18 protein-coding genes are annotated in these 20,245 nt (G+C 68.4%); 7 read left to right on the top strand and 11 right to left on the bottom strand.

Features of this window, described 5'->3' with window-relative positions; genetic code table 11:
* Positions 1-139: 139 nt before the first annotated feature.
* On the bottom strand, positions 140-2,122 hold the full coding sequence (locus tag A9A59_RS04795) for an ABC transporter ATP-binding protein (protein ID WP_098503194.1): 1,983 nt from the start codon (positions 2,120-2,122) through the stop codon (positions 140-142).
* The gene (locus tag A9A59_RS04790) at positions 2,122-4,050 is read right to left on the bottom strand and encodes an ABC transporter ATP-binding protein (protein WP_165772505.1); all 1,929 of its coding nucleotides are present in this window, start codon (positions 4,048-4,050) and stop codon (positions 2,122-2,124) included. The genes A9A59_RS04795 and A9A59_RS04790 overlap by 1 nt, the downstream gene beginning before the upstream one ends.
* A 158-nt stretch (positions 4,051-4,208) precedes the next feature.
* Between A9A59_RS04790 and A9A59_RS04785 the strand changes: the two genes are divergently transcribed.
* Together A9A59_RS04785 and A9A59_RS04780 are read left to right on the top strand one after the other, a co-directional pair.
* On the top strand, positions 4,209-5,165 hold the full coding sequence (locus tag A9A59_RS04785) for a thermonuclease family protein (protein WP_165772504.1): 957 nt from the start codon (positions 4,209-4,211) through the stop codon (positions 5,163-5,165).
* A 55-nt stretch (positions 5,166-5,220) separates the two neighbouring features.
* Entirely contained in the window at positions 5,221-6,066 is an 846-nt protein-coding gene (locus tag A9A59_RS04780) for a class I SAM-dependent methyltransferase (protein ID WP_098503191.1), read from the top strand.
* A gap of 35 nt (positions 6,067-6,101) precedes the next feature.
* Here A9A59_RS04780 and gyrB read toward each other — a convergent pair whose 3' ends face one another.
* The 3 genes from gyrB to A9A59_RS04765 form a co-directional block, all read right to left on the bottom strand.
* Complete coding sequence (gene gyrB, locus A9A59_RS04775) at positions 6,102-8,066, bottom strand: DNA topoisomerase (ATP-hydrolyzing) subunit B (RefSeq protein WP_098503190.1); 1,965 nt, start codon at positions 8,064-8,066, stop codon at positions 6,102-6,104.
* A 104-nt stretch (positions 8,067-8,170) separates the two neighbouring features.
* Positions 8,171-8,926 carry a hypothetical protein gene (locus A9A59_RS04770; RefSeq protein ID WP_133117510.1) on the bottom strand — a complete coding sequence of 252 codons (756 nt, stop codon included), beginning with the start codon at positions 8,924-8,926 and terminating at the stop codon, positions 8,171-8,173.
* Between the two features lie 79 nt (positions 8,927-9,005).
* Complete coding sequence (locus A9A59_RS04765) at positions 9,006-9,449, bottom strand: PaaI family thioesterase (protein WP_098503188.1); 444 nt, start codon at positions 9,447-9,449, stop codon at positions 9,006-9,008.
* A 122-nt stretch (positions 9,450-9,571) separates the two neighbouring features.
* On the opposite strand from A9A59_RS04765, the gene A9A59_RS04760 reads away from it, so the two are divergent.
* Positions 9,572-10,876 (top strand): M20/M25/M40 family metallo-hydrolase, encoded by a 1,305-nt coding sequence (locus A9A59_RS04760; RefSeq protein WP_165772503.1) that lies wholly within the window; start codon positions 9,572-9,574, stop codon positions 10,874-10,876.
* 27 nt (positions 10,877-10,903) lie between these two features.
* Complete coding sequence (locus A9A59_RS04755) at positions 10,904-12,055, top strand: beta-galactosidase (RefSeq protein WP_098503186.1); 1,152 nt, start codon at positions 10,904-10,906, stop codon at positions 12,053-12,055.
* Positions 12,056-12,058: 3 nt separating this feature from the next.
* On the opposite strand, the gene A9A59_RS04750 is transcribed toward A9A59_RS04755, so the two are convergent.
* A complete protein-coding gene (locus tag A9A59_RS04750; RefSeq protein ID WP_098503185.1) occupies positions 12,059-12,430 on the bottom strand; it encodes a hypothetical protein in 372 nt (123 codons plus the stop codon).
* Positions 12,431-12,545: 115 nt separating this feature from the next.
* On the opposite strand from A9A59_RS04750, the gene A9A59_RS04745 reads away from it, so the two are divergent.
* Both A9A59_RS04745 and A9A59_RS04740 read left to right on the top strand, forming a co-directional pair.
* The gene (locus A9A59_RS04745) at positions 12,546-13,718 is read left to right on the top strand and encodes a GAF domain-containing sensor histidine kinase (RefSeq protein WP_165772502.1); all 1,173 of its coding nucleotides are present in this window, start codon (positions 12,546-12,548) and stop codon (positions 13,716-13,718) included.
* Positions 13,715-14,389 (top strand): response regulator, encoded by a 675-nt coding sequence (locus A9A59_RS04740; protein WP_098503183.1) that lies wholly within the window; start codon positions 13,715-13,717, stop codon positions 14,387-14,389. The genes A9A59_RS04745 and A9A59_RS04740 overlap by 4 nt, the downstream gene beginning before the upstream one ends.
* A 16-nt stretch (positions 14,390-14,405) precedes the next feature.
* Here A9A59_RS04740 and A9A59_RS04735 read toward each other — a convergent pair whose 3' ends face one another.
* Positions 14,406-14,870, bottom strand: coding sequence for a pyridoxamine 5'-phosphate oxidase family protein (locus A9A59_RS04735; protein ID WP_165772501.1), 465 nt, complete (start codon positions 14,868-14,870; stop codon positions 14,406-14,408).
* A gap of 120 nt (positions 14,871-14,990) precedes the next feature.
* On the opposite strand from A9A59_RS04735, the gene A9A59_RS04730 reads away from it, so the two are divergent.
* Complete coding sequence (locus tag A9A59_RS04730) at positions 14,991-15,803, top strand: polyphosphate kinase 2 family protein (RefSeq protein ID WP_098503181.1); 813 nt, start codon at positions 14,991-14,993, stop codon at positions 15,801-15,803.
* 4 nt (positions 15,804-15,807) lie between these two features.
* Here A9A59_RS04730 and thrC read toward each other — a convergent pair whose 3' ends face one another.
* The 4 genes from thrC to A9A59_RS04710 are packed head-to-tail and all read right to left on the bottom strand — an operon-like array spanning position 15,808 to position 20,236.
* On the bottom strand, positions 15,808-16,875 hold the full coding sequence (gene thrC / locus A9A59_RS04725; RefSeq protein WP_278286794.1) for a threonine synthase: 1,068 nt from the start codon (positions 16,873-16,875) through the stop codon (positions 15,808-15,810).
* Positions 16,872-17,879 (bottom strand): coiled-coil domain-containing protein, encoded by a 1,008-nt coding sequence (locus A9A59_RS04720; RefSeq protein ID WP_098503180.1) that lies wholly within the window; start codon positions 17,877-17,879, stop codon positions 16,872-16,874. Before A9A59_RS04720 ends, thrC begins: the two co-directional genes overlap by 4 nt.
* 1 nt (position 17,880) lies before the next feature.
* Positions 17,881-19,233, bottom strand: a complete 1,353-nt coding sequence (locus A9A59_RS04715; RefSeq protein WP_098503179.1) for a homoserine dehydrogenase — start codon at positions 19,231-19,233, stop codon at positions 17,881-17,883.
* The gene (locus tag A9A59_RS04710) at positions 19,223-20,236 is read right to left on the bottom strand and encodes a peptidylprolyl isomerase (protein ID WP_098503178.1); all 1,014 of its coding nucleotides are present in this window, start codon (positions 20,234-20,236) and stop codon (positions 19,223-19,225) included. Before A9A59_RS04710 ends, A9A59_RS04715 begins: the two co-directional genes overlap by 11 nt.
* Positions 20,237-20,245 lie beyond the last annotated feature (9 nt).

Genomic DNA, 20,245 nt, shown 5'->3' with positions numbered 1-20,245 from the left:
TCCGCGGGGGCGGGACGTCCGGGGCTTGCTGCACGGAGCCGCAGGTCTTCGGCGGCGGGAGGGTGTGCGTGGCGGCGGGGCGGCCCCGGGACCTGGCGCCGGGGCCATCGGCGGAGCCGGCGCCTGACGCCCGGAGCGGTTACTGGCCGCCGGCGGCGGGCTGGGGGGCTGCGCCGCCGAAGACTTCTCCGCGGCGGCGGGAGGCGAAGGCTTCGTCTTCGCTGACGGCGGCGGCGGCCTGGCGGGCCTGCTCCTGGTCGTAGGTCATGCGGTAGAGGTTGGCGTAGATGCCGCCGCGGGCGAGGAGTTCTTCGTGGGTGCCGATCTCGGCGATCTGGCCTTTGTCGAGGACGACGATGCGGGAGGCCTCGCGGATGGTGGAGAGGCGGTGGGCGATGACGAACGAGGTGCGGTTCTTGAGGAGTTCGCGGAGGGCCCGCTGGATGATGACCTCGGTCTGGGTATCCACGTAGGCGGTCGCTTCGTCGAGGATGAGGATGCGGGGCGAGGCGAGGATCGCGCGGGCGAAGCTGATGAGCTGCCGCTGGCCGACGGAGAGGTTCTGGCCGCGCTGCTGGAGGACGGTATCGTAGCCGTGCTCGAGGCGCATGATGAAGTCGTGGGCGCCGACGGCTTTGGCGGCGCGCTCGATCTCTTCCTGGGTGGCTTCGGGCCGGCCGTAGGCGATGTTTTCGCGGACGGTGCCGGAGAAGAGGTAGGGGTTCTGGAGGACGACGCCCATGTGGCGGGTGAGGGAGCGGCGCTTGATATCGCGGATGTCGTGGCCGTCGATTTTGATGGCGCCGGCGGTGACGTCGTAGCCGCGCATGAGGAGGGAGGTGATGGTGGTTTTGCCGGCTCCGGTGGCGCCGACGAGGGCGATGGTTTCGCCGGGCTCGACGTGGAGGGTGATGCCGCGGAGGATGGGGACGCCCTCGACGTAGTGGAAGTGGACGTCTTCGAAATCGACGCGGCCTTCGACGTGGTCGAGTTCGATGGCATCGGGGCGGTCCTGGACGCGGGGGACGGTATCGAGGACCTGGAAGATGCGTTCGCCGCCGGCCATGGCGCGCTGGAGCATGGTGTACTGGAGGACGAGGTCGCGGATGGGATCGAAGAAGCGGCCGACGTAAAGGGTGAAGGAGGTGAGGACGAAGAAGAAGTGGGCGACGTCGACGTCGGAGGCGTTGAGGGCGCGGAGGCCGCCGACGATGACGACGGAGGCGGTGGCGATGGCGACGGAGAGTTCGATGACGGGCATGATGGCGGCGCTGAGCATGCCGGCCCAGATATTGGCGCGCCGGTTGTCCTGGTTGAGGCGGTCGAAGCGGCGGGCGTTTTCGTCCTCGCGGGACATGGACTGGACGGCTTTGACGCCGGAGACGTTCTCGGCGAGGGTGCCGTAGAGGGTAGAGACTTTGATGCGGACGTTGATGAAGGCCTGGCGGGCGTGGCGGGCCCAGAAGATCATGACGAGGACGAGCGGGGGGACGATGGCGAAGGTGACGAGGGCGAGGGTGAGGTCGATGTTGAGGAGGACGACGACGATGATCGTGAGGCCGATGATGTCGGCGAAGAAGGTGAGGGAGCCGCTGGTGAGCAGCTCCTGCATGACGGTGACGTCGCTGGTGAGGCGGGAGATCATGCGGCCGACTTCCATCTCGTCGTAGAAGGAGAGGGAGAGGCCCTGCATGTGGTCGTACATCTGGGTGCGGAGCTTCATGAGGATGCGGTTGCCCATCCAGGCGGTGGTGCGCTGCTGGCCGTAGGCGGCGAGCCACTGGAGGACCGCGAGGCCGAGCATGGTGCCGAGGAGGGTGAAGATCCGCTCGGTGTCGTGGTTGATGCCGGCCTGGACGGTGAGGCCGATGAGGAGCGGCTGGAAGAAGCTGGCGAGGGCGGAGAGGACCATGCAGGCGACGGCGATGACGGCCTGCAGTTTGTATTCGGCGAGGTAGGGGAGGATGCGGCGGACGACTTTGGCGTCGTAGACCTTGCCGAGGTACTCGTCGTCCCAGCCGTCGGCGCCGCGGCCCATCATGGCGCGGCCGAGGGGCCCGCCCGGCTGGCCGCCGATGCCGGAGCTCCAGCCTCCGGCGCCTGCGCCGCCCCACATGCCCATCAGGAGCCTCCCCCGGCCTGGCCTTCGGCGAGGAGGCGGGTGCGGACGCGCTCAACGAGCTGCTGGGGCAGGCCTTCGGTGTCGCCGCGGCGGACGCGTTCGCGGATGCGCTCGGCAAGGGCGGAGCTGTCGGCGGGGACAGGAGCGACGGGGCGCCCGAGGGCCTCTTCCTGGTCTCTGAGTTCGAGCTCGTAGATGCGGCGGTAGAGGCCTTCCTGCTGGATGAGCTCCTGATGGGTGCCGCGCTGGATGATGCGGCCCCGGTCGAGCACGATGATTTGGTCGGCGCGCATGACGGTGCGGAGGCGCTGTGCGATGACGAAAGTGGTGCGGCCCTTCATGAGCTCCTGGAGGGCCTGCTGGATGAGGAATTCGGTCTGGGTATCCACGCTGGCGGTGGAGTCATCGAAGATGAGGATTTTGGGGTCGAGGAGGAGGGTGCGGGCGATGGCGATGCGCTGTTTTTGGCCGCCGGAGAGGGTGACGCCGCGTTCGCCGACCCATTCGTCGTAGCCGTAGGGGAGGGAGACGATGAAGTCGTGGATGCGGGCGGCTTTGGCGGCGTGCTCGATCTCTTCCTGGGAGGCATCGGGTTTGCCGTAGGCGATGTTGTCGCGGATGGTGCCGATGAAGAGGAAGACGTCCTGCTGGACGATGCCGATGTTGCGGCGGAGGGAGTCGATGGTGACGTCGCGGATGTCGATGCCGTCGATGAGGATGCGGCCTTCGGTGACGTCGTAGAAGCGGGGGATGAGGTTGACGATGGTGGACTTGCCGGAGCCGGTCGGGCCGAGCAGGGCGATGACCTGGCCGGGCTTTGCATCGATGTTGATGCCGGAGAGGACGGGGCTGAGGTTGTCGTAGCTGAAGCTGACGTTTTCGAAGACGACGTGGCCTTTGACGTCGGCGAGGGGGATGGCGCCGGGCTTTTCCTGGACGGCGGACTGGGCGTCGATCAGTTCGAAGACGCGCTCTGCGGAGCTGATGGCGCGGGCGATGATGTTGATCATGAAGCCGAGGGTGCGGACGGGGAGCTGGAGGAGGTTGAGCCAGAGGGTGAAGGTGAGGACGTCCTGGGCCTGGAGTGAGCCGCGGGAGACGAGCCAGGAGCCGACCCCGACGGTGAGGGCGATCTGGGCGGCGGAGATGCCCTGGAGGAGGGGCTGGTTGTTCGCCTGGATCAGGGCGGCCTGGTAGGAGAGGTCGGCCTGGCGTTTTGCAGCGTCGGCGAATTTTTTGCTCTCGTAGTCTTCGCGGGCGAAGGCTTTGACAACGCGGATGCCGGAGAGGCCCTCTTCGGCGACCTGGGTCATTTCGGCCTGGTTCTGCTGGATCTGGAGCCACATGGGGCGGAGGCGGCGGCTGGTGACGATGGAGCGCCAGGCGAGGATGGGGAGGGAGATGAAGGAGACGAGGGCGAGCTGCCAGTTGATAACGAGCATGCCCACGATCGAGATGACGATCATGAGCACGACGTAGGAGAGGCGGAGGAGGCCCATGGAGAAGAAGATGCGGATGTTCTCCACGTCCTGGGTGGCGCGGCTCATGATCTGGCCGGTCTGGACCTTATCGTGGTAGGCGAAGCTGAGGCGCTGGAGGTTGTCGTAGATGCGGTTGCGAATGTCGTAGGCGACGCTCTGGCCGATGGTTTCGCCGAGGTACTGCTGGCCGAAGGCTGCTGCGCCGCGGGCGATGGCGAAGGCGATGATCGCGGAGGCGCCGAGGATGAGGAGCCGCTCGTTGCCATCGAGGCCGATGAGGCGTCCTTCGGCGTCGCGGACGGGCTGGAGGCCGAAGTCGATGGCGAACTTGATCAGCAGGGGGCTGATCATGACGAAGGCGCCGGCGAGGATGACGCAGACCCAAGCGAGGATGAACTGGCCGCGGTAGGCCTTGAGATAGGGGAGCAGTCGCAAAAGCCAGCGCACGCGGCGGTGTCCCTCCTCGGGGAAGGACGGTATCATACGTTGACGCGAACGTCAAAGTAGGCTGGCTGACGGGCCAGCGAATGCCGGCAACACTTCGCGACGGTGGATGTCGCGCCGATCTGGTAAGTGGAAGACAGCAGAGGCGGGAGGTGTGTGTGATGCTGAAGCGCTGGGGACTTGTTGCGAGTGTGCTCTTGCTGCTCCTTGGCGGAGCGGCGGCCTGCCGGGCAGCGGCACAGCCGCAGGGGACGACCCCGCGGGCGGTCGCGCCGATGGTTGCGGCCGACTCTGCGCCGACGCCCGCGGGCCGGGCGCAATGCGTGGTCACGAATGTGGTCGACGGGGACACCATCGACGTGGGCGGCTGCGCGGACACGGGGCGGGTCCGGCTGATTCTTATTGATGCTCCGGAGAGCTCGGGAGGGGCGCGCTGTTTCAGCAAGGAGGCGACCGACTACGTGAAAGCCCGGCTGCTGGGGCGGACAGTCGAGCTGGAGCGGGATGTTTCGAACCGGGACCGGTACGACCGCTACCTGCGGTACGTCTGGGTGGACGGGGAGCTGTTCAACGAGCGGATGGTGCGGGACGGCTACGCGGTGCTGGCGGTCTTTCCGCCGGATGTGAAGTACCGCGACCGGATCGCGGCGGCAGAAGCGGAGGCGAAGGCGGCCAACCGGGGGCTCTGGGGGGCCTGCGGCGGGCTGAACACGCCGGCGACGCCGACACCGACAGCGGCAAGGACGGCGACGGCGACTCCGACACGGACGGCGACGCCAACCCCGCCGGCAACGCCGACGCCGGGAGGGAGCTGCGCGGCAGCAACGGCGCGCATCGTGTCGCTGAACAAGGCCGCGGAGGTGGTCGTCATCGAGGGGAGCGGCGACCTGACCGGCTGGCGGCTGGTGAGCGAGCGCGGCAACCAGCAGTTTGTTTTCCCGAACGGGTTCGTGCTGGCCGGCCGGGTGGAGGTGTGGAGCGGGGTGCCGCAGTTCCCGAACACGGCAACGCGGCTGTGGTGGTCGTCGGAGCCGCTCTGGAATAACAGCCAGGACGACGACGCGCTGCTGTACGACTGCACGGGCCGGCTGGTGCAGCGGTTCGACGACGGCGATTGAAACAGCGTCTCAGGGGGCGTAGGCTCGGCGGCGACGCCTGCGCTGGAGCTGCACGATGCCGACGAATGTCCTGAGGCCGACAGAAGAGGAAGCGCTGGCCGCGTGGAGGGCACTGGTGGCCGCCGACGCGGAGCAGGTGGTGCGGGTGCGGGAGCCGGAGCCGCCAGCGGACCACTACGCGGCAGTGGCGGCGCGCTTCCGGCCGGGGGCGTTCGAATCGTTGGAGTGGCCGGTGCTGGATGCGCTCGTGGCGCCGGGGGAGACGGTGCTGGATATCGGCGCGGGGGGCGGGCGGTTTGCGGTGCCGCTGGCGCAGAAGGGCTGCAGGGTGATCGCGATTGAGCCGAGCGGGGCAATGCGGGAGACGCTGGCGGCGGCAGCGGCGGAGGCCGGCGTGAGCGTGGAGGTGCACGACCTGCGCTGGCCGGCGGAGGGGTGGACGGAGGAGGCGGATGTGAGCCTTGCGGCGCACGCGTGCTACGACATTGGGGAGATTGGGCCGTTCCTGGACGCGATGGAGCGGCACACGCGGCGGCTGTGCGTGGCGATGTTCGGGCAATTTGCGCGGGGGGCGAACCTCGCGCCGCTGTTCGAGGCGGTGCATGGGGAGCCGCTCCAGGCGCTTCCGGCACTGAAGGAGTTCGTGGCGCTGCTGGGCGCGCGGAACCGGAAGTACGAGGTGCGGGTGGTGAGCAGCGGGCGGGAGTATGAGCTGATGGAGCGGGAGCAGGCGTTCGAGATGGCGCGGCGGATGCTCTGGCTGGCGCCGGGCAGCGCGAAGGATGTGCGGATGCGGGAGCTGATGGAGGCGTGGTGGGGCGCGCCGGAGGGGATCCGAATGCCGGCGTTCCGCCGGTTCATCGGCATTGTGAGCTGGGAGCCGCCGCGCAGCGCCGGGTGAGGCAGGGGCCGGGCCGCCGGGTCAGATATCCCGGGTCAGATATCGAGGTTGCGGACCTGGCTGGCGTTGGCCTGGATGAACCTGCGGCGGTGGGAGACGTCGTCGCCCATGAGTTCGTAGAAGAGGGCGTCGGCGGTGGCCGCGTCGTGGATGGTGACCTGGAGGAGGGTGCGGTTGGCCGGGTTCATGGTGGTCTCCCAGAGCTGCTCGGCGTTCATTTCGCCGAGACCCTTGAACCGCTGGACGTTGAGGTTGGCGCGGCGGTTCTGCTTCCGGTACTCCTCGAGCTGCTGGTCGGAGTAGAAGTAGCGGACTTCTTTGCCGTGCTGGGCGCGGTAGAGCGGGGGCTGTGCGATGTAGAGGTGGCCGTGCTCGATAAGCTCGGGCATGTTGCGGAAGAAGAAGGTGAGGAGGAGGGTGCGGATGTGGGCGCCGTCGACGTCGGCGTCGGTCATGATGATGATTTTGTGGTAGCGGAGCTTCGAAACATCGAAGGTTTCGCGGATGCCGGTGCCGAGGGCGGAGATGATGAGGCGGATGGCCTCGTGGCCGAGCATCTTATCGGGCCGGGCCTTTTCGACGTTCAGGATTTTGCCGAAGAGGGGCAGGATGGCCTGGAAGCGGCGGTCGCGGCCCTGCTTGGCGGAGCCGCCTGCGGAGTCGCCCTCGACGATGAAGAGCTCGGACTCTTCGGGGTCGCGGGAGGAGCAATCGGCGAGCTTGCCGGGGAGGCTGCCGCTTTCGAGGGCGCTCTTGCGCTGGACGAGGTCGCGGGCTTTGCGGGCGGCTTCGCGGGCGCGGCTGGCGAGGAGGCACTTTTCGACGATGCGGCGGGCCTCGGAGGGGTGCTCTTCGAGGTAGGTCGAGAGGGCATCGGCGACGACGGCCTGGACCTGGCTGGCGACTTCGAGGTTGCCGAGGCGGGTTTTGGTCTGGCCTTCGAACTGGGGTTCGGGGAGTTTGACGGAGATGACGGCGACGAGGCCCTCGCGGACGTCATCACCGGTGAGGTTGGGGTCGGTGTCCTTGAGGATTTTCTGCTTGCGGGCGTAATCGTTAAGGACGCGGGTCAGGGCCTGGCGGAAGCCGGTGAGGTGGGAGCCGCCGTCGATGGTGTTGATGGAGTTGGCGAAGGTGTAGACGGTTTCGTTGAAGCCGTCGTTGTACTGGATGGCGCACTCGATGACGTTGCGGTCGACCTCGCGCTCGATGTAGACGGGTTCGGGGTTGAGTGCTTCGCGGTCGCGGTTGATGTAGCGGACGAAGCTCTTGATGCCGCCTTCGAAGTAGTAGTTGACTTCGAGGTCGGCGCGCTCGTCGACGAGGCGGAACCAGACGCCTTTGGTGAGGAAGGCGTACATGCGGAGGCGTTCGGCTTCGATTTTGACGTCGAAGTCGGTGCTTTCGAAGATGTCGGGGTCGGGCTTGAAGCTGACGGTGGTGCCCTGGGCGCGGGAGGGGTCGTCGAGCGGGAGGGTGAGGAGGGGGGTCTGGGGGACGCCGCGGGCGTACTCCTGGCGGAAGAGTTTCCCGGCCTTGTCGGCGCCCTGTGCGGCGGGGTTGGGGACGACCTCGACCCACATGGCTTCGCTGAGGGCGTTGACGACGGAGGCACCGACGCCGTGGAGGCCGCCGGTGACTTTGTAGCCGCCGCCGCCGAACTTGCCGCCGGCGTGAAGGACGGTCATGACGGTTTCGACGGCAGACTTGCCGGTTTGCTGCTGGATATCGACGGGGATACCGCGGCCGTTGTCTTTGACAGTGCACCAGCCGTTGCGGTGGAGGATGACTTCGATGCGGTCGCAGAAGCCGGCCATGGCTTCGTCGACGGCGTTATCGACGAGCTCTTTGATGAGGTGGTGAAGGCCGGCTTTATCGGTGGTGCCGATGTACATGCCGGGCCGCTTGCGGACGGCTTCGAGGCCTTCGAGGACCTGGATATTTTCGGCGGTGTAGGTTGCGCCGGGAGCGGAGGTGGAGGAGGTTGCCTGGGTGGCCATGGGGTGGGTGTCAGCCTCGCAGCGTTCGAGCCAGCTGGGGCGGCGGCCCGGGGATTTGTTCGCTCACCTTCACAGTTTAGCAGGTTTTGGGGTTCCGGGCGAGGTCAGGGGCGGGTGCCGGGTCCGCCGCGTTCTGCTTCGATGGCCTGGCGCAGGAACTGGAATTCTTCTTCCGCGGAGGCTTTGCCGTAGCTCTCGGCGTAGTGGAAGTGGTCGGCGGCAAACTCCGGCGACTCCCCCGAGAGATACACCGGCTTAGCGGACGCGTGGTATGGGACATGGAGGTCCCGGCAGACCCGCTGGAGCGCCGCCACGAGCCGGGCCTGGCGCTCAACAGAGGCTCGTTTTTGCCGGCGAGTCACCGACCAGTCGGAGCGCCCATGGGGGCCCCAGACAGCGAGGAGCACCCCTTCGCGGCGCAGGATGCGGCGGGCGCTCTCCTCGACCCGGGCGGCCACTTCCTCGGGCTCGAAATGGTAATCCCCGCCGAGGGTGCGGAGCAGCAGGTTGCGAGCAGCCCGGAACGGGAGGGAGGGACCGATAATGCGGTGTTCGGCTGCCCGAAAACCGAGCGCGGCGAGGCGTTCTCCGAAGGGGCCGAGCAGCCGCCGGAGCCGCAGCGGGACCGACGGATAGGCAATCCAGTAGTTGACGATCTGCAGCAGCACGACGTCGGGCTGTTCGCGTTCGACCCATCGTTCGATGGCGGCCGGCATGGTGTCGGTCGGCCAGGGGGTTTTGACCACGACCTCGACGGGCTCGTCGAAGTGGGCCTCCAGTTTCTCAGCCAGGAGGCGGGGCCGGTTGGTGGTGGCCCCTTCGAGAACGTCGTTGCTGTTAGAGAGCTTCAGGACTTTCATGGCCAGGCTCCTGATCGTGGCGGGCCTGGCGAACGAGGTCACCGGGCGCCGGGATTGTACTCCGGCTTCGTGGTCCGGGCTATGGGCGGGGCCAGAGGACGGCCTGGGTGCAGCGGAAGACGGCGAGCGTGCGGCCGGTCTCAACGTGGGTGACAGCGGCATCCCAGACCTGGGTGGTGCGGCCGCCGTGGAGCATGGTGGCGCGGGATGCGATGACGCCGTCGGTGGCGGTGCCGAGGAAGTTCGCCTTCAGTTCGATGGTGGTGAAGCCGGTGGCGCCGTCGGGCAGGCTGACGGTGCAGCCGTAGCCGCAGAGGGTATCGGCGAGGGCGACGACGGTTGCGGCGTGGAGGTAGCCGTTGGGGGCGAGGTGGTCGGGCTGGACGACGAGGCGGCCTTCGGCGAAACCGCGGCCGATGGCGGTGACCTCGATGCCCATGCGGCCGGGCAGGCGGCCGCGGGAGCGCTCGGCCCAGTAGGCGATCGTGGCCCGGTCGTCGGCGTCGGCGGAATCGGCTGGCATGGATGCGCTCCGGGGAGAGGGTGCAGACATCCTGCGCCTGTTCGTTGCTTGATGCAACGAACTTGCGAAGGACGGCCCGGCCGGGGGAGAATCCGGCCCACCCCTGCGGTCGGAGGCGTTGGATGGCGATTGACTGGCCGGCGGTGCACCGCGAGGCGCTGGACATCCTGGTGCAGTACCTGCAGATCGACACTTCGAACCCGCCGGGGAACGAGAAGCCGGCTGCGCGCTTCCTCGGGGCGATTTGCGAGGCGGAGGGGATCCCGGTCGAGTACATCGAAACGGCGCCGAACCGGGAGGTGCTGGTGGCGCGGCTGCGGGGGGACGGTTCGAAGCGGCCGATCATGCTGTGCAACCACACCGACGTGGTGCCGGTGGAGGAGCAGTACTGGAGCGTGCCGGCGTTTGCGGGGCTGGTGCAGGACGGGCGGGTGTACGGGCGGGGGGCGGTGGATATGAAGGGGTGCGGGGTGATGCAGCTGATGGCGCTGCTGCTGCTGAAGCGGGAGGGGGTGCCGCTGAAGCGGGATGTGGTGTTCTGCGCGGTGCCGGACGAGGAGGCGGGGAGCGACTACGGGATGGCGTGGCTGTGCGAGCACCGGCCGGACATCGTGGATGTGGAGTACGAGCTGAGCGAGGGTGCGGGCGGGACGACGCGGTTCGGGCGGCAGGAGACGCGGCTGTTCAGCGTGGCGACGAACGAGAAGGATATCTGCTGGCTGAAGCTGACGGCAGTCGGGCGGCCGGGGCACGGGAGCGTGCCGCATGAGGACAACTCGGCGGTGTACCTGGTGCGGGCGCTCCAGCGGCTCGTGGACTGGGAGCGGCCGCTGGTGTTTACGCCGGACACGGAGGCGTACCTCGACCGGCTGGCCGAGGCGGGGCTGATGCCGCCGCGGTCGGACCGGAAGGCGGTGGAGGAGCGGATCCGGCGGTCGCCGGAGCTGCTGGCGATGTTCCAGAACACGCTGAACCTGACGATGCTGCAGGCGGGCATCAAGGCGAACGTCATCCCGGCGCGGAGCGAAGCGGTGATCGACTGCCGCCTGCTGCCGGGGCAATCGAAGCGGGACTGGATCCGGCAGGTGCGGGAGCGGATCGGCGACGAGCGGGTCTCGGTGGAGCTGCTTTCGCCGGACCACGGGGAGCCGGCGGCGGTGCCGTGGGATACGGAGCTGTTCCGGACGATCACGTCGGTGGTGAAGGAGGCGATGGAGGATGCGGTGGTGGTGCCGGGGATGACGATCGGCGGGACGGACAACCGGTTCCTGCGGGAGCGGGGCATCCCGGCGTACGGGTTCATCCCATGCCTGCTCTCGCCGGAGGAGCGGCGCGGGTTCCACGGGAACGACGAGTTCCTGACGGTGGAGAACCTCAACCTCGGCTGCGAGCTGATGTACGAGATTGTGCGGCGGATGGTGAGCTAAGCGGCGCGGGCGGGGAGAATGGTGCCGATGGGGCACCGGCGGCGCTGGCAGGCGGCGGGGATCGTCGGCGGGGCGGTGCTGGCGCTCGGCCTGCTGGCGGGGCAGCTCTGGCTGACGCTGCACCTGCAGTGGACGAACCGGGAGCCGCTGGCTGATTCGGCGATTGGGTTCAACTTCAGCTGCGACCAGGCGGAGTACCTGCTGCTGGAGGAGCCGGGCGCCGGCCCGGACGGCCACGCGCCGGACGGGCGGCCGGGGCGGGCGGAGTGGTGCGCGGGGGTGCTCCGCGAGCTGATCGAGCGGACGGGCATCCGGCTGGTGCGATTGAGCGTGCAGTGGGACGAGGTGGAGCCGGAGGAGGGACAGTTCGACTTTTCCGTGATCGAGGCGCAGCTCGATGCGGTGCGGGCCGCCGGGGCGACGGCGAACGTTTCTATCGGGATGAAGGCGCAGCGCCACCCGGAGTTCTACATCCCGGCGTGGGCGCTGGAGGGGGTGGAGCTGCGGGAGGGGATGGACCTCTCGGGCGTGCCGGTGCTCCGCGAGCGGGCGTTGCGGATGGTGGTGACGGTCGCGGCGCACCTTGCGGGACGGCCGGAGATCGATTCGTGGACGGCGGAGAACGAGGGGTACATCGCTTCGCACCGGGCCCACCACTACCACCTGAGCCGGGCGTACGTGGCGGCGGTGGCGGAGACGATCCGGCGGGCCGACCCGCAGGGCCGGCCGGTGGCGATCAACCACGCCCAGCATTACGTCTTCGACCGGCGCTGGCGGGATGCGCTGGCAGACGGGGACGTGCTGGCGCAGAGCATGTACCCGCGGCGGAACGGCGCGGTGCTGGGGAGGCCGGTGGTGGTGGACATCATGCAGCTCGGGTGGCTGATGCCGAACTATGCCTACCAGGCGCGGGAAGCCCGGAAGGCGGGGAAGCAGTTCTGGGTGACGGAGCTGCAGGCGGAGCCGTGGACGGATGGGGACGCGCGGCTGATCTCGCCGGCGCGGCCTTCGAAGAACCTCTCGCCGGAGACGATGCTGAAGAATGTGGCGTACGCGCGGCGGACGGGCGCGGAGCGGATATACCTGTGGGGTGCGGAGTGGTGGCTGTACCAGGAGCAGCGGTTCGGCGACGGCCGCTGGCTGGAGGCCGCGCGGGCGGCAGCCGGTGTGCAGGAGTGAGCGTCAGGCGGTGCGGCAGCGGGACGGCCGTCTCGAGCGTTCAAGGCTCTGGGCGATGGCGCGAACGAGGTCGATGCCGTCGATGAGCATCGGGATGTAGGCGGCAGCGCCGGCGCGTTCGTACCGGGCGCGCTCCTCGGGGCGCGGGATGGGCGCGAGGATGATGACGGCCGCGCCGGCGCGGACAAGTTCGTGGGCGCGCTCGGGCGGGCAATCGGCGGGGGTGGAGACGACGACGTCTCCCGGGCCGATCCCTTCGAAGCCGGCGGCGCTGTCGGCGTGCTCGTGGAGCTCGGGGGCGCGTTCGAGGCGGGCGACGAGCGCACGCCGCAGGGCGCCGTCGGAGGAGACGACGTGGATGGGACTGCCCTCCATGGATGCCAGTCTCCACAGCCTGCGGGAGAGGCGATCAGGGCCGAACGGGCCCGAGACGCGGGCCGAGCGGCCCCGATTCTGGTTCGAGGTGAGGAATGCGTTACCATGCGCGCGAATGGGGACTGCAGCTGAGGGGCCGGCCACAGGGCCCGGCAGTTTCGAACGCCTTGCGGAGATGGCCGTCACCAGCGAACTGCTGGCGTCGAGCGAGGACCTCTCCGAGATTTTGCATCGGCTGGCGGACCGCGCCCGGGAGGTGACGGGGGCGGAGTACGCGGCGATTTCGACGTTCGACGAAGAGGGGGTGCTGACCCGGTTCATCTACAGCGGGATCAGCGACGAGCAGGCGCGCCGGCTGGGCGACCCGCCGCGCGGGCGCGGGCTGCTTGGCCACCTTGCCACATGCGACCGGCCGATCCGGCTCGATGACCTGCGGGCGAGCCCGCATTTCACCGGGTGGCCGCCGGGCCACCCGGATATGACGCGGTTCCTCGGGGTGCCGATCCGGGCGGGGGGACGGACGATTGGTTCGCTCTACATGGCGCGGGGGGCCGACCGGCCGCCGTTCACGGCGGAGGACGAGGTGGCGGCGGCGGTGCTTTCGCTGCAGGCGGCGGTGAGCGTTTCCTACGCGCTGGCGCGTGAGCGGCGGGGACGGATCTTCCTGCTGGAGGAGCGGGAGCGGATCGCGCACGACCTGCACGACGGGACGATCCAGGCGCTGTATGCCCTGGGGCTCGAGTGCGACACGATGGCGAACCGGGAGGATTACCCGCCGGAGGCGCGGGAGGCGCTGGCAAACGCGGTGAGCCGGATCAACGAGATCATCGCCGACATCCGGAGCTATATCACGATGCTCGAAGCCGCGACGCCGGTTGAGCAGCCGGAGCTGACGCGCGACCTGGGTTTCGTCATCCGCCAGCTGGTGCCCTCGTCGATTGCGACAGTGGTGAACATCTCGGCGGCAGCGCTGCAGGAGCTGACGACGCGCGAATCGGAGGACCTGCTGTACATTGCGCGTGAGGCGCTCTCGAACGCGGTGCGCCACGGGGCGCCGACGAAGATCGCGGTCGACCTGCGCCAGACGGATGACGCGACGGTGCTGACGATCCAGGACAACGGGGTCGGGTTTGACGAGGCGACCACCCGCAAGGGGCTCGGCAGGGTGACGATGCGGACGCGGGCCGAGCGGCTGGGGGCGGAGCTGACGATCATCCCGATCCCGGGGATGGGTACGACGGTGCGGGTCGCAATCCCGCGGCACCGCAACGATGAGGAGGACGTATGACGGCGAGCGCAGACGGCACCATCCATGTCCTGCTTGCGGACGACCACGACCTCGTGCGGCAGGGGCTGAAGGCGGCGCTGCGGGGGCACCCGGAGTTCACGGTGGTGGCCGAGGCGCGCGACGGGCAGGAAGCGGTGCGGGAGGCGAAGCGGACGAACCCGGACCTGGTTGTCCTGGATGTGCGGATGCCGAAGCTGAACGGCATTGAGGCGTGCCGGGAGATCCGGTCGGCGGTGCCGGGTGCGAACGTGCTGATGCTGACCTCCTACAGCGACGAGGAGGCGGTGATGCAGGCGATTGTGGCGGGGGCGAGCGGGTTCATGCTGAAGGACGTGAAGACCGACGACCTGATCGCGGCGATGCGGATTGTCGGCCGGGGCGGGAAGACGCTGGACCCGGCGAGCTCGGCGGCGGTGATCGAGCAGATCCGCCGGGGGAACATCGTCACCGAGGAGGACCGGCTGGCGGCGCAGCTCACGGAGCGGGAGCTGAAGATCCTCGACCTGATTGCGGAGGGGCTGACGAACCGGGAGATCGGCGAGCAGCTCTATCTCTCGGAGAAGACGGTGAAGCACCACGTGAGCGACATCCTGAGCAAGCTGGGGATGACGCGGCGGGTGGAGGCGGCGGGGTTCGCGATCAGGCGGGCGGCGCGGAAACCGCAGGGGTAGGGGGCGGCCGGGAGGGTCAGTAGCGGCCGCCGAGCTTCGCGTGGTCCCAGGAGTAGGTATCGACGGGGCGGACGCGCACGGTCACGCGCTTGGAGGCGACCTTGAGGGCGGCCTCGGGGGTGTCCATGGGCGCGGGGATGCCGTTGTACTTTTCGCCGACGAGGGCCATGACGCGGGCGGTGAAGGGGGTGTCCTCGATGATCTCGGCGTCGCCTTCGATGACGAGGCCCTTGAGCTCGTGATAGAGCTTCCCGGATTCGAGCATGACGGTGATTTTGGGATTGCGGCGGAGGTTGAGGACCTTCTGGCTCTTGGCGAAGGTGGTGAAGTGGATGAGGCCGTCAATGACGACGTACCACATGGCGACGAGGTGGGGGTAGCCCTTCGGCCCGATGGAGGCGACCTGGAGGGTCCAGCCTTCCTGGAGGAACTGCTGCTGCTCTTCGGGGGTGAGGGCGATTTCGGCGCGTCGGCTTGGCATAGGGGCGTGTATCCGCGGGTGGAGTATGGTTGCCGGCTCAGTAGACCGCAGGAGGCGGGCTGCGAGCAAGGTGGCGCTGCAGGGCGTGCCCGGGGGCGATGCGGGGCGGATAATGGCCGGATGAGCAACGGAACCCGCCAGCCAATCGTGTATCCGCCGCATACAAGGGTCGACCTGCGGAAGTTCGACCCGGCAGCAACGAACGGGATGAGCCGGGAGGAGGCGGAGGCGGAGCTCGTTGGGCTGCGGCTGCGGCTGAACGAACTGCAGAACATGCTGTATGCGGATGCGCGGTATGCGCTGCTGGTGGTGCTCCAGGGGATTGATGCGGCAGGGAAGGACGGGACGATCAATTCGGTCTTCGAGCAGGTGGGGCCGATCGGCTGTTCGGTGGTGAGCTTCAAGGCGCCGACGCCGGAGGAGCTGGCGCACGACTACCTCTGGCGTTACCACAGAGTGATGCCGGAGCGCGGGCACATCACGATTTTCAACCGGTCGTACTACGAGGCGGTGCTGGTGGAGCGGGTGAAGGGGATCGTCCCGAAGGCGACCTGGGAGCAGCGGTACGAGGACATCAACCGGCTGGAGGAGTACCTGCTTCGGAACGGGACGGTAGTGATGAAGTTCTTCCTGGCGATTTCGAAGGAGGAGCAGCGGGAGCGGCTGCAGGAGCGGATTGACAACCCGAAGAAGCAGTGGAAGTTCCGGCTCGGCGACCTGGAGGAGCGGAAGCTGTGGGACGAGTACCTGGAGGCGTTCGAGGACATGCTGGAGCGGTGCAATACGAAGCACGCGCCGTGGCATGTGGTGCCGGCGGACCGGAAGTGGTACCGGGATGTGGTGGTGGCGCGGACGCTCGTGGAGAAGCTGGCGTCGCTCGGGCTGCGGTATCCGCCGGCGGACCCGGCGGTGCTGGGCCTGAAGGTGGATTAGGGGGCTACCAGCCGAGCGCGGCTTCGATGCCCTCGATGGTGGCGGGAGCCCGGGTAACGTCGGGCGTGCCGTGCGAGATGGCGGTATCGGGGTCTTTCAGGCCGTGGCCGGTGAGAATGGCGACGGCCCGGCCGCCGCGGGTGCGGCCGCTGCGCCCGAGCTTGAGGAGGCCGGCGACGGAGGCGGCGCTGGCGGGTTCGACGAAGAGCCCTTCGCGGCGGGCGAGGAGGCGGTAGGCTTCGAGGATGTCGTCGTCGGTGACGGCTTCGATGAGGCCCTCGGATTCGTCGCGAGCGGCGATGGCGGTGTTCCAGCTGGCCGGGTTGCCGATGCGGATGGCGGTGGCGATCGTCTGGGGGTTGGGCACGGGCTGGCCGGATACGAGCGGGGCGGCGCCGGCGGCCTGGAAGCCGCACATGCGGGGGTGGCGGGCGGCGAGGCCGCGCTCGGCGCACTCGCGGAAGCCCTTCCAGTAGGCGGTGATGTTGCCGGCGTTGCCGACGGGGATGGCGAGGAGGTCGGGGGCATCGCCGAGGGCGTCGCAGATTTCGTAGGCGGCGGTTTTCTGGCCTTCGATGCGGTGGGGGTTGACGGAGTTGACGAGGGCGATGGGGTGGCGTGCGGTGAGTTCGCGGGCGGCGCGGAGGGCGTCATCGAAGTTGCCGTCGATTTCGATGATGCGGGCGCCGTAGGCGACGGCCTGGGCCATTTTGCCGGCTGCGACTTTGCCGCCGGGGACGAGGACGTAGCACTCGATGCCGCAGCGGGCGGCGTAGGCGGCTGCGCTGGCGCTGGTGTTGCCGGTGGAGGCGCACATGATGGCGCGGGCGCCGGCTTCGAGGGCTTTGGCGACGGCGACGACCATGCCGCGGTCTTTGAAGGAGCCGGTGGGGTTGCAGGCTTCGAGCTTGAACCAGAGCTCATCGAGGCCGCACTCGGGGGCGAGGCTGGCTGCGCGGACAAGGGGCGTTTCGCCCTCGCCGAGGGTGATGCGGGGGGTGCGGTCGGTAAGGGGCAGGACGTCGGCCCAGCGGTAGAGGACGCCGCGGGGGCGGATGGTGGCTGCGGTCACGGTTCCTCCGGGGGGCGGAAGGCGTGGAATTTCATCTCCCGGAGCTCCTGTTCGAGCACCTGGATCTGCTTGCGGCGCTGCTTTTCGTACATGGCGTTGAACCTGGCGAACTCTTCGCGGACATGGTCGACGACCTCTGCGATGTCGCGGCGCATGGTGGCGACGCGTTCACCGAGGCCGGAGTGGCGGCCTTCGAGGAGGGTGATTTCGCCCTGGAGTTTGTCGATGGTGCCGACGAGGCGGTCGGTGAGCGCTTCGAGCTGGTTGAGGCGATTGTCGATGCGGTGGTGTTCTTCGCGCCAGAGGGCGATTTCGTCGATGAGCTCCTGGCGGTTATCGCGTTCGCTGGCGACGGTGGAGATGAGCTCCTCGTTGCGGCGGACCATTTCGCCGACGACCCTGAGGCGTTCGAAGACGACGTCGAACCGCTCATCGAGGTCGCCGAGAACCACCTGTTTGACGCGTTCTTCGAGGTCTCGGTTGACTTCGATGGTGCGTTCGAGGCGGAGGCCGAACTGCTGGACCTGGTGTTCGACGTCGCGCTGGCGTTCGAGGAGGGCCTGGAGCTGCTGGGCGACCTGGGAGGTTTGCTGCTGGACCTGGGCGACGTCGGCGAGGACGAGGCCGAGCTGGTGGGCGGCTGAGTCGACCCGGCGGATGACGTCGCTGCGCTCCTGGCGGTCGTACTCGGATTCGGCGCGGAGGAGGCGGAGCTGGTTATCGGTTTCAGCGCGGACCGAGCTGACCGCCTGGCGGAGGTCTTCCATGGCCTGGTCGATGGCGTTGAGCTTTTCGGGGAGGCCGCGGAAGGGGAGGAAGCGGGGCTCCATGTCGCGGATGGCGCGCTCGGCGGCATCGAGCTGGTCGGAGAGGTCGTGAACCTGGCGGCGGAGCTGGTCGAGGTGGGCGACGGTGCGGGCCTGCTCTTCGCGGGCGGCGCGGAGCTGGCTCTCGAGCCAGGTGAGGAGTTCGGTGATGGCCTGGGCCTGGGGTTCGCCGGGCATGTCAGCCCTCCACGCGAAGGAAGGCAGACACCTGGACGACGACGGGGAGGGTTGCCATTTCGCGGAGGGCGGCCTGGACGGCGCCTTCGCGGGCGCGGTGGGTCATGATGACGAGGTCGGCGGTCTGGGCGTGGGTGTCGGTCTCTTTCTGGTTGACCGCGGCGATGCTGACCTCGTGGTCGCCGAGGGTGCGGGCGATCTGTGCAAGAACGCCGGGGCGGTCGGTGACTTTCACGCGGAGATAGTAGCGGGTTTCGAGGTGCTCGAGGCCGAGGACGGGGACATCGCCCTCGGGGCCCCAGTATTTCCGTTCGCGGGTGCCGAGAACGATGGCGTGGGCGAGGTCGAGCAGGTCGGCGACGACGGCGGAGGAGGTGGGTTCGGAGCCGGCGCCGCGGCCCTGGAAGAGGACGGTGCCGGTGAGGTCTCCGTGGATTTGGACGGCGTTGTAGACGCCATCGACGCGGGCGAGGGGCTCGGAGAGGGGGATGAAGGCTGGTGCGACGCGGGCGATGATGCCCTCTGGGGTGCGCTCGGCGATGGCGAGGAGCTTGATGGCGTAGCCGAGTTCGCGGGCGGCTTCGAAGTCCTTGGCGGAGAGCCTGGTGATGCCCTCGGTGTGGACCTGACTGGGGTGGACGCGGGTGCGGAAGCCGAGGGTGGCCATGATGGCGAGCTTGTAGGCGGCGTCGTAGCCTTCGACGTCGTTGGTGGGGTCGGGTTCGGCGTAGCCGAGCTCCTGGGCGGCGCGGAGGGCTTCTTCGTAGCCGCCGGGCGGGGGCTCGAGGCCCTGGCGATGGAGGGCTTCGGCGACGGCGGCGTGGTTCGCCATGCTGGTGAGGATGTAGTTGGTGGTGCCGTTGATGATGGCGCGGATGGAGCTGATTTTGTTGGCGAGGAGGTCGCGCCGGAGGGGCGCGATGAGGGGGATTCCGCCGCCGACGCTGGCTTCGAACATGATGTCGAGGCCGCGGCGGTGGGCATCGGCCAGGAGTTCGGGGCCGACTTTGGCCATGAGCTCTTTGTTGGCGGTGACGACGTGTTTGCCCGCCTCGAGCGCCCGGCGGATGTAGGTGCCGGCGGGCTCTTCGCCGCCGATGACTTCGACGATGATGTCGATGGCGGGGTCAGCGAGGACGGCGTCGACGTCGTCGGTGATGGTGCCGGGCGGGAGTTCGACGGCGCGGGGCTTTTGGAGGTTGCGGACGGCGGCGCGGCGGACGACAAGCTCGGCGCCGACCTGGCGGGCGAAGTAGTCGCGGCGCTCGATGAGGGCGCGGGCGACGCCGGAGCCGACGACCCCGAGGCCGATGAGGCCGACGCCGATCTGGCGGCGGTTCCCGTTAGTCGGCATGCTCCTCTGCCCACTTGATATCGCTGCTCGAGACGTTGCGCCGGATAGGGATGGCGGAGCGCTTTTCTTTGATCAGCTCGTTGATGCGGAGGTCAGCGAGCTGGGACTTCTGGGTTTCGGAGGGTGTGGCGTTCGGGTCGCGTTTTTCGATGCGGAAGATCCACCAGTCGCCGTTGGCGAGCCGGACGGGGCCGATGACCTCGCTGCCGGCCGCTTTGCCTTCGATGGCGGTGCGGACGGCCTCGGGGAGGAGGGCAGGGGGCTCGGGGTCCATGATGCCGTCTTTCTGGCGGGAGTTGAGGTCTTTGGAGGCAGTCTGGGCGACGGTGCCCATGTCTTCGCCGGCCTCGATACGGGCGAGGGCGGCTTTGGCTTCGTCTTCGGTGGTGGTGATGATGGTGCGGAGGGTGACCATCTCGGTGGTGTCGCCGATATCGGCGAGGATGGCGTCCTTGAGTTTTTGGCGGTAGACCTGCGCTTCGACCCAGCGGCGGTAGTGGGCGTCAGTCATGGTGAGCGACTGGAGGCGCTGGCGGTAGAGGGTATCGAAGGTGGTGCCGGCGCCGCCGGCGGGCACGCCGAGCTGGCTGGCGATCTCGTTAGTCACATCGTCGGGGGTGACGGTGATGCCGCGTTCGCGGGCGATGGCGTTGACGATGGCTTCGTTTTCGAGCTCGGTGAGAAGCTGCTGCTCGGCGAGGCCGAGATTGATGCCGGAGCTGGCGACGGACTGGGCGTAAGGGAAGAGGCGGTCGGCGTAGTACTTGAGTTTGAAGCGCTCGTCGCCGACCTGGAGGATGACTTTTTCGGGGACGCGGAAGTTTTGGTCGTACCAGCGCCAGCCGATGAGGGCGAGGACGATGACGAGGAGGAGGGCGGCGCCGCCGAGGATGGCGAGGCGGAGGGTTTCCTCGCTGGTGAGGAGGAGCCCGCCGCGGGCCTGGGGCCGGGCATCGCGGGGTCGCGGGCGGGGGAGTGCGGTGGTACGTTCGCGTCGGGCCATGTGGTGCTC

This window comes from Tepidiforma thermophila, from assembly GCF_002563855.1.
Taxonomy (GTDB): Bacteria; Chloroflexota; Dehalococcoidia; order Tepidiformales; family Tepidiformaceae; genus Tepidiforma; species Tepidiforma thermophila.
This window is presented reverse-complemented; position numbering and strand designations above follow the sequence as displayed.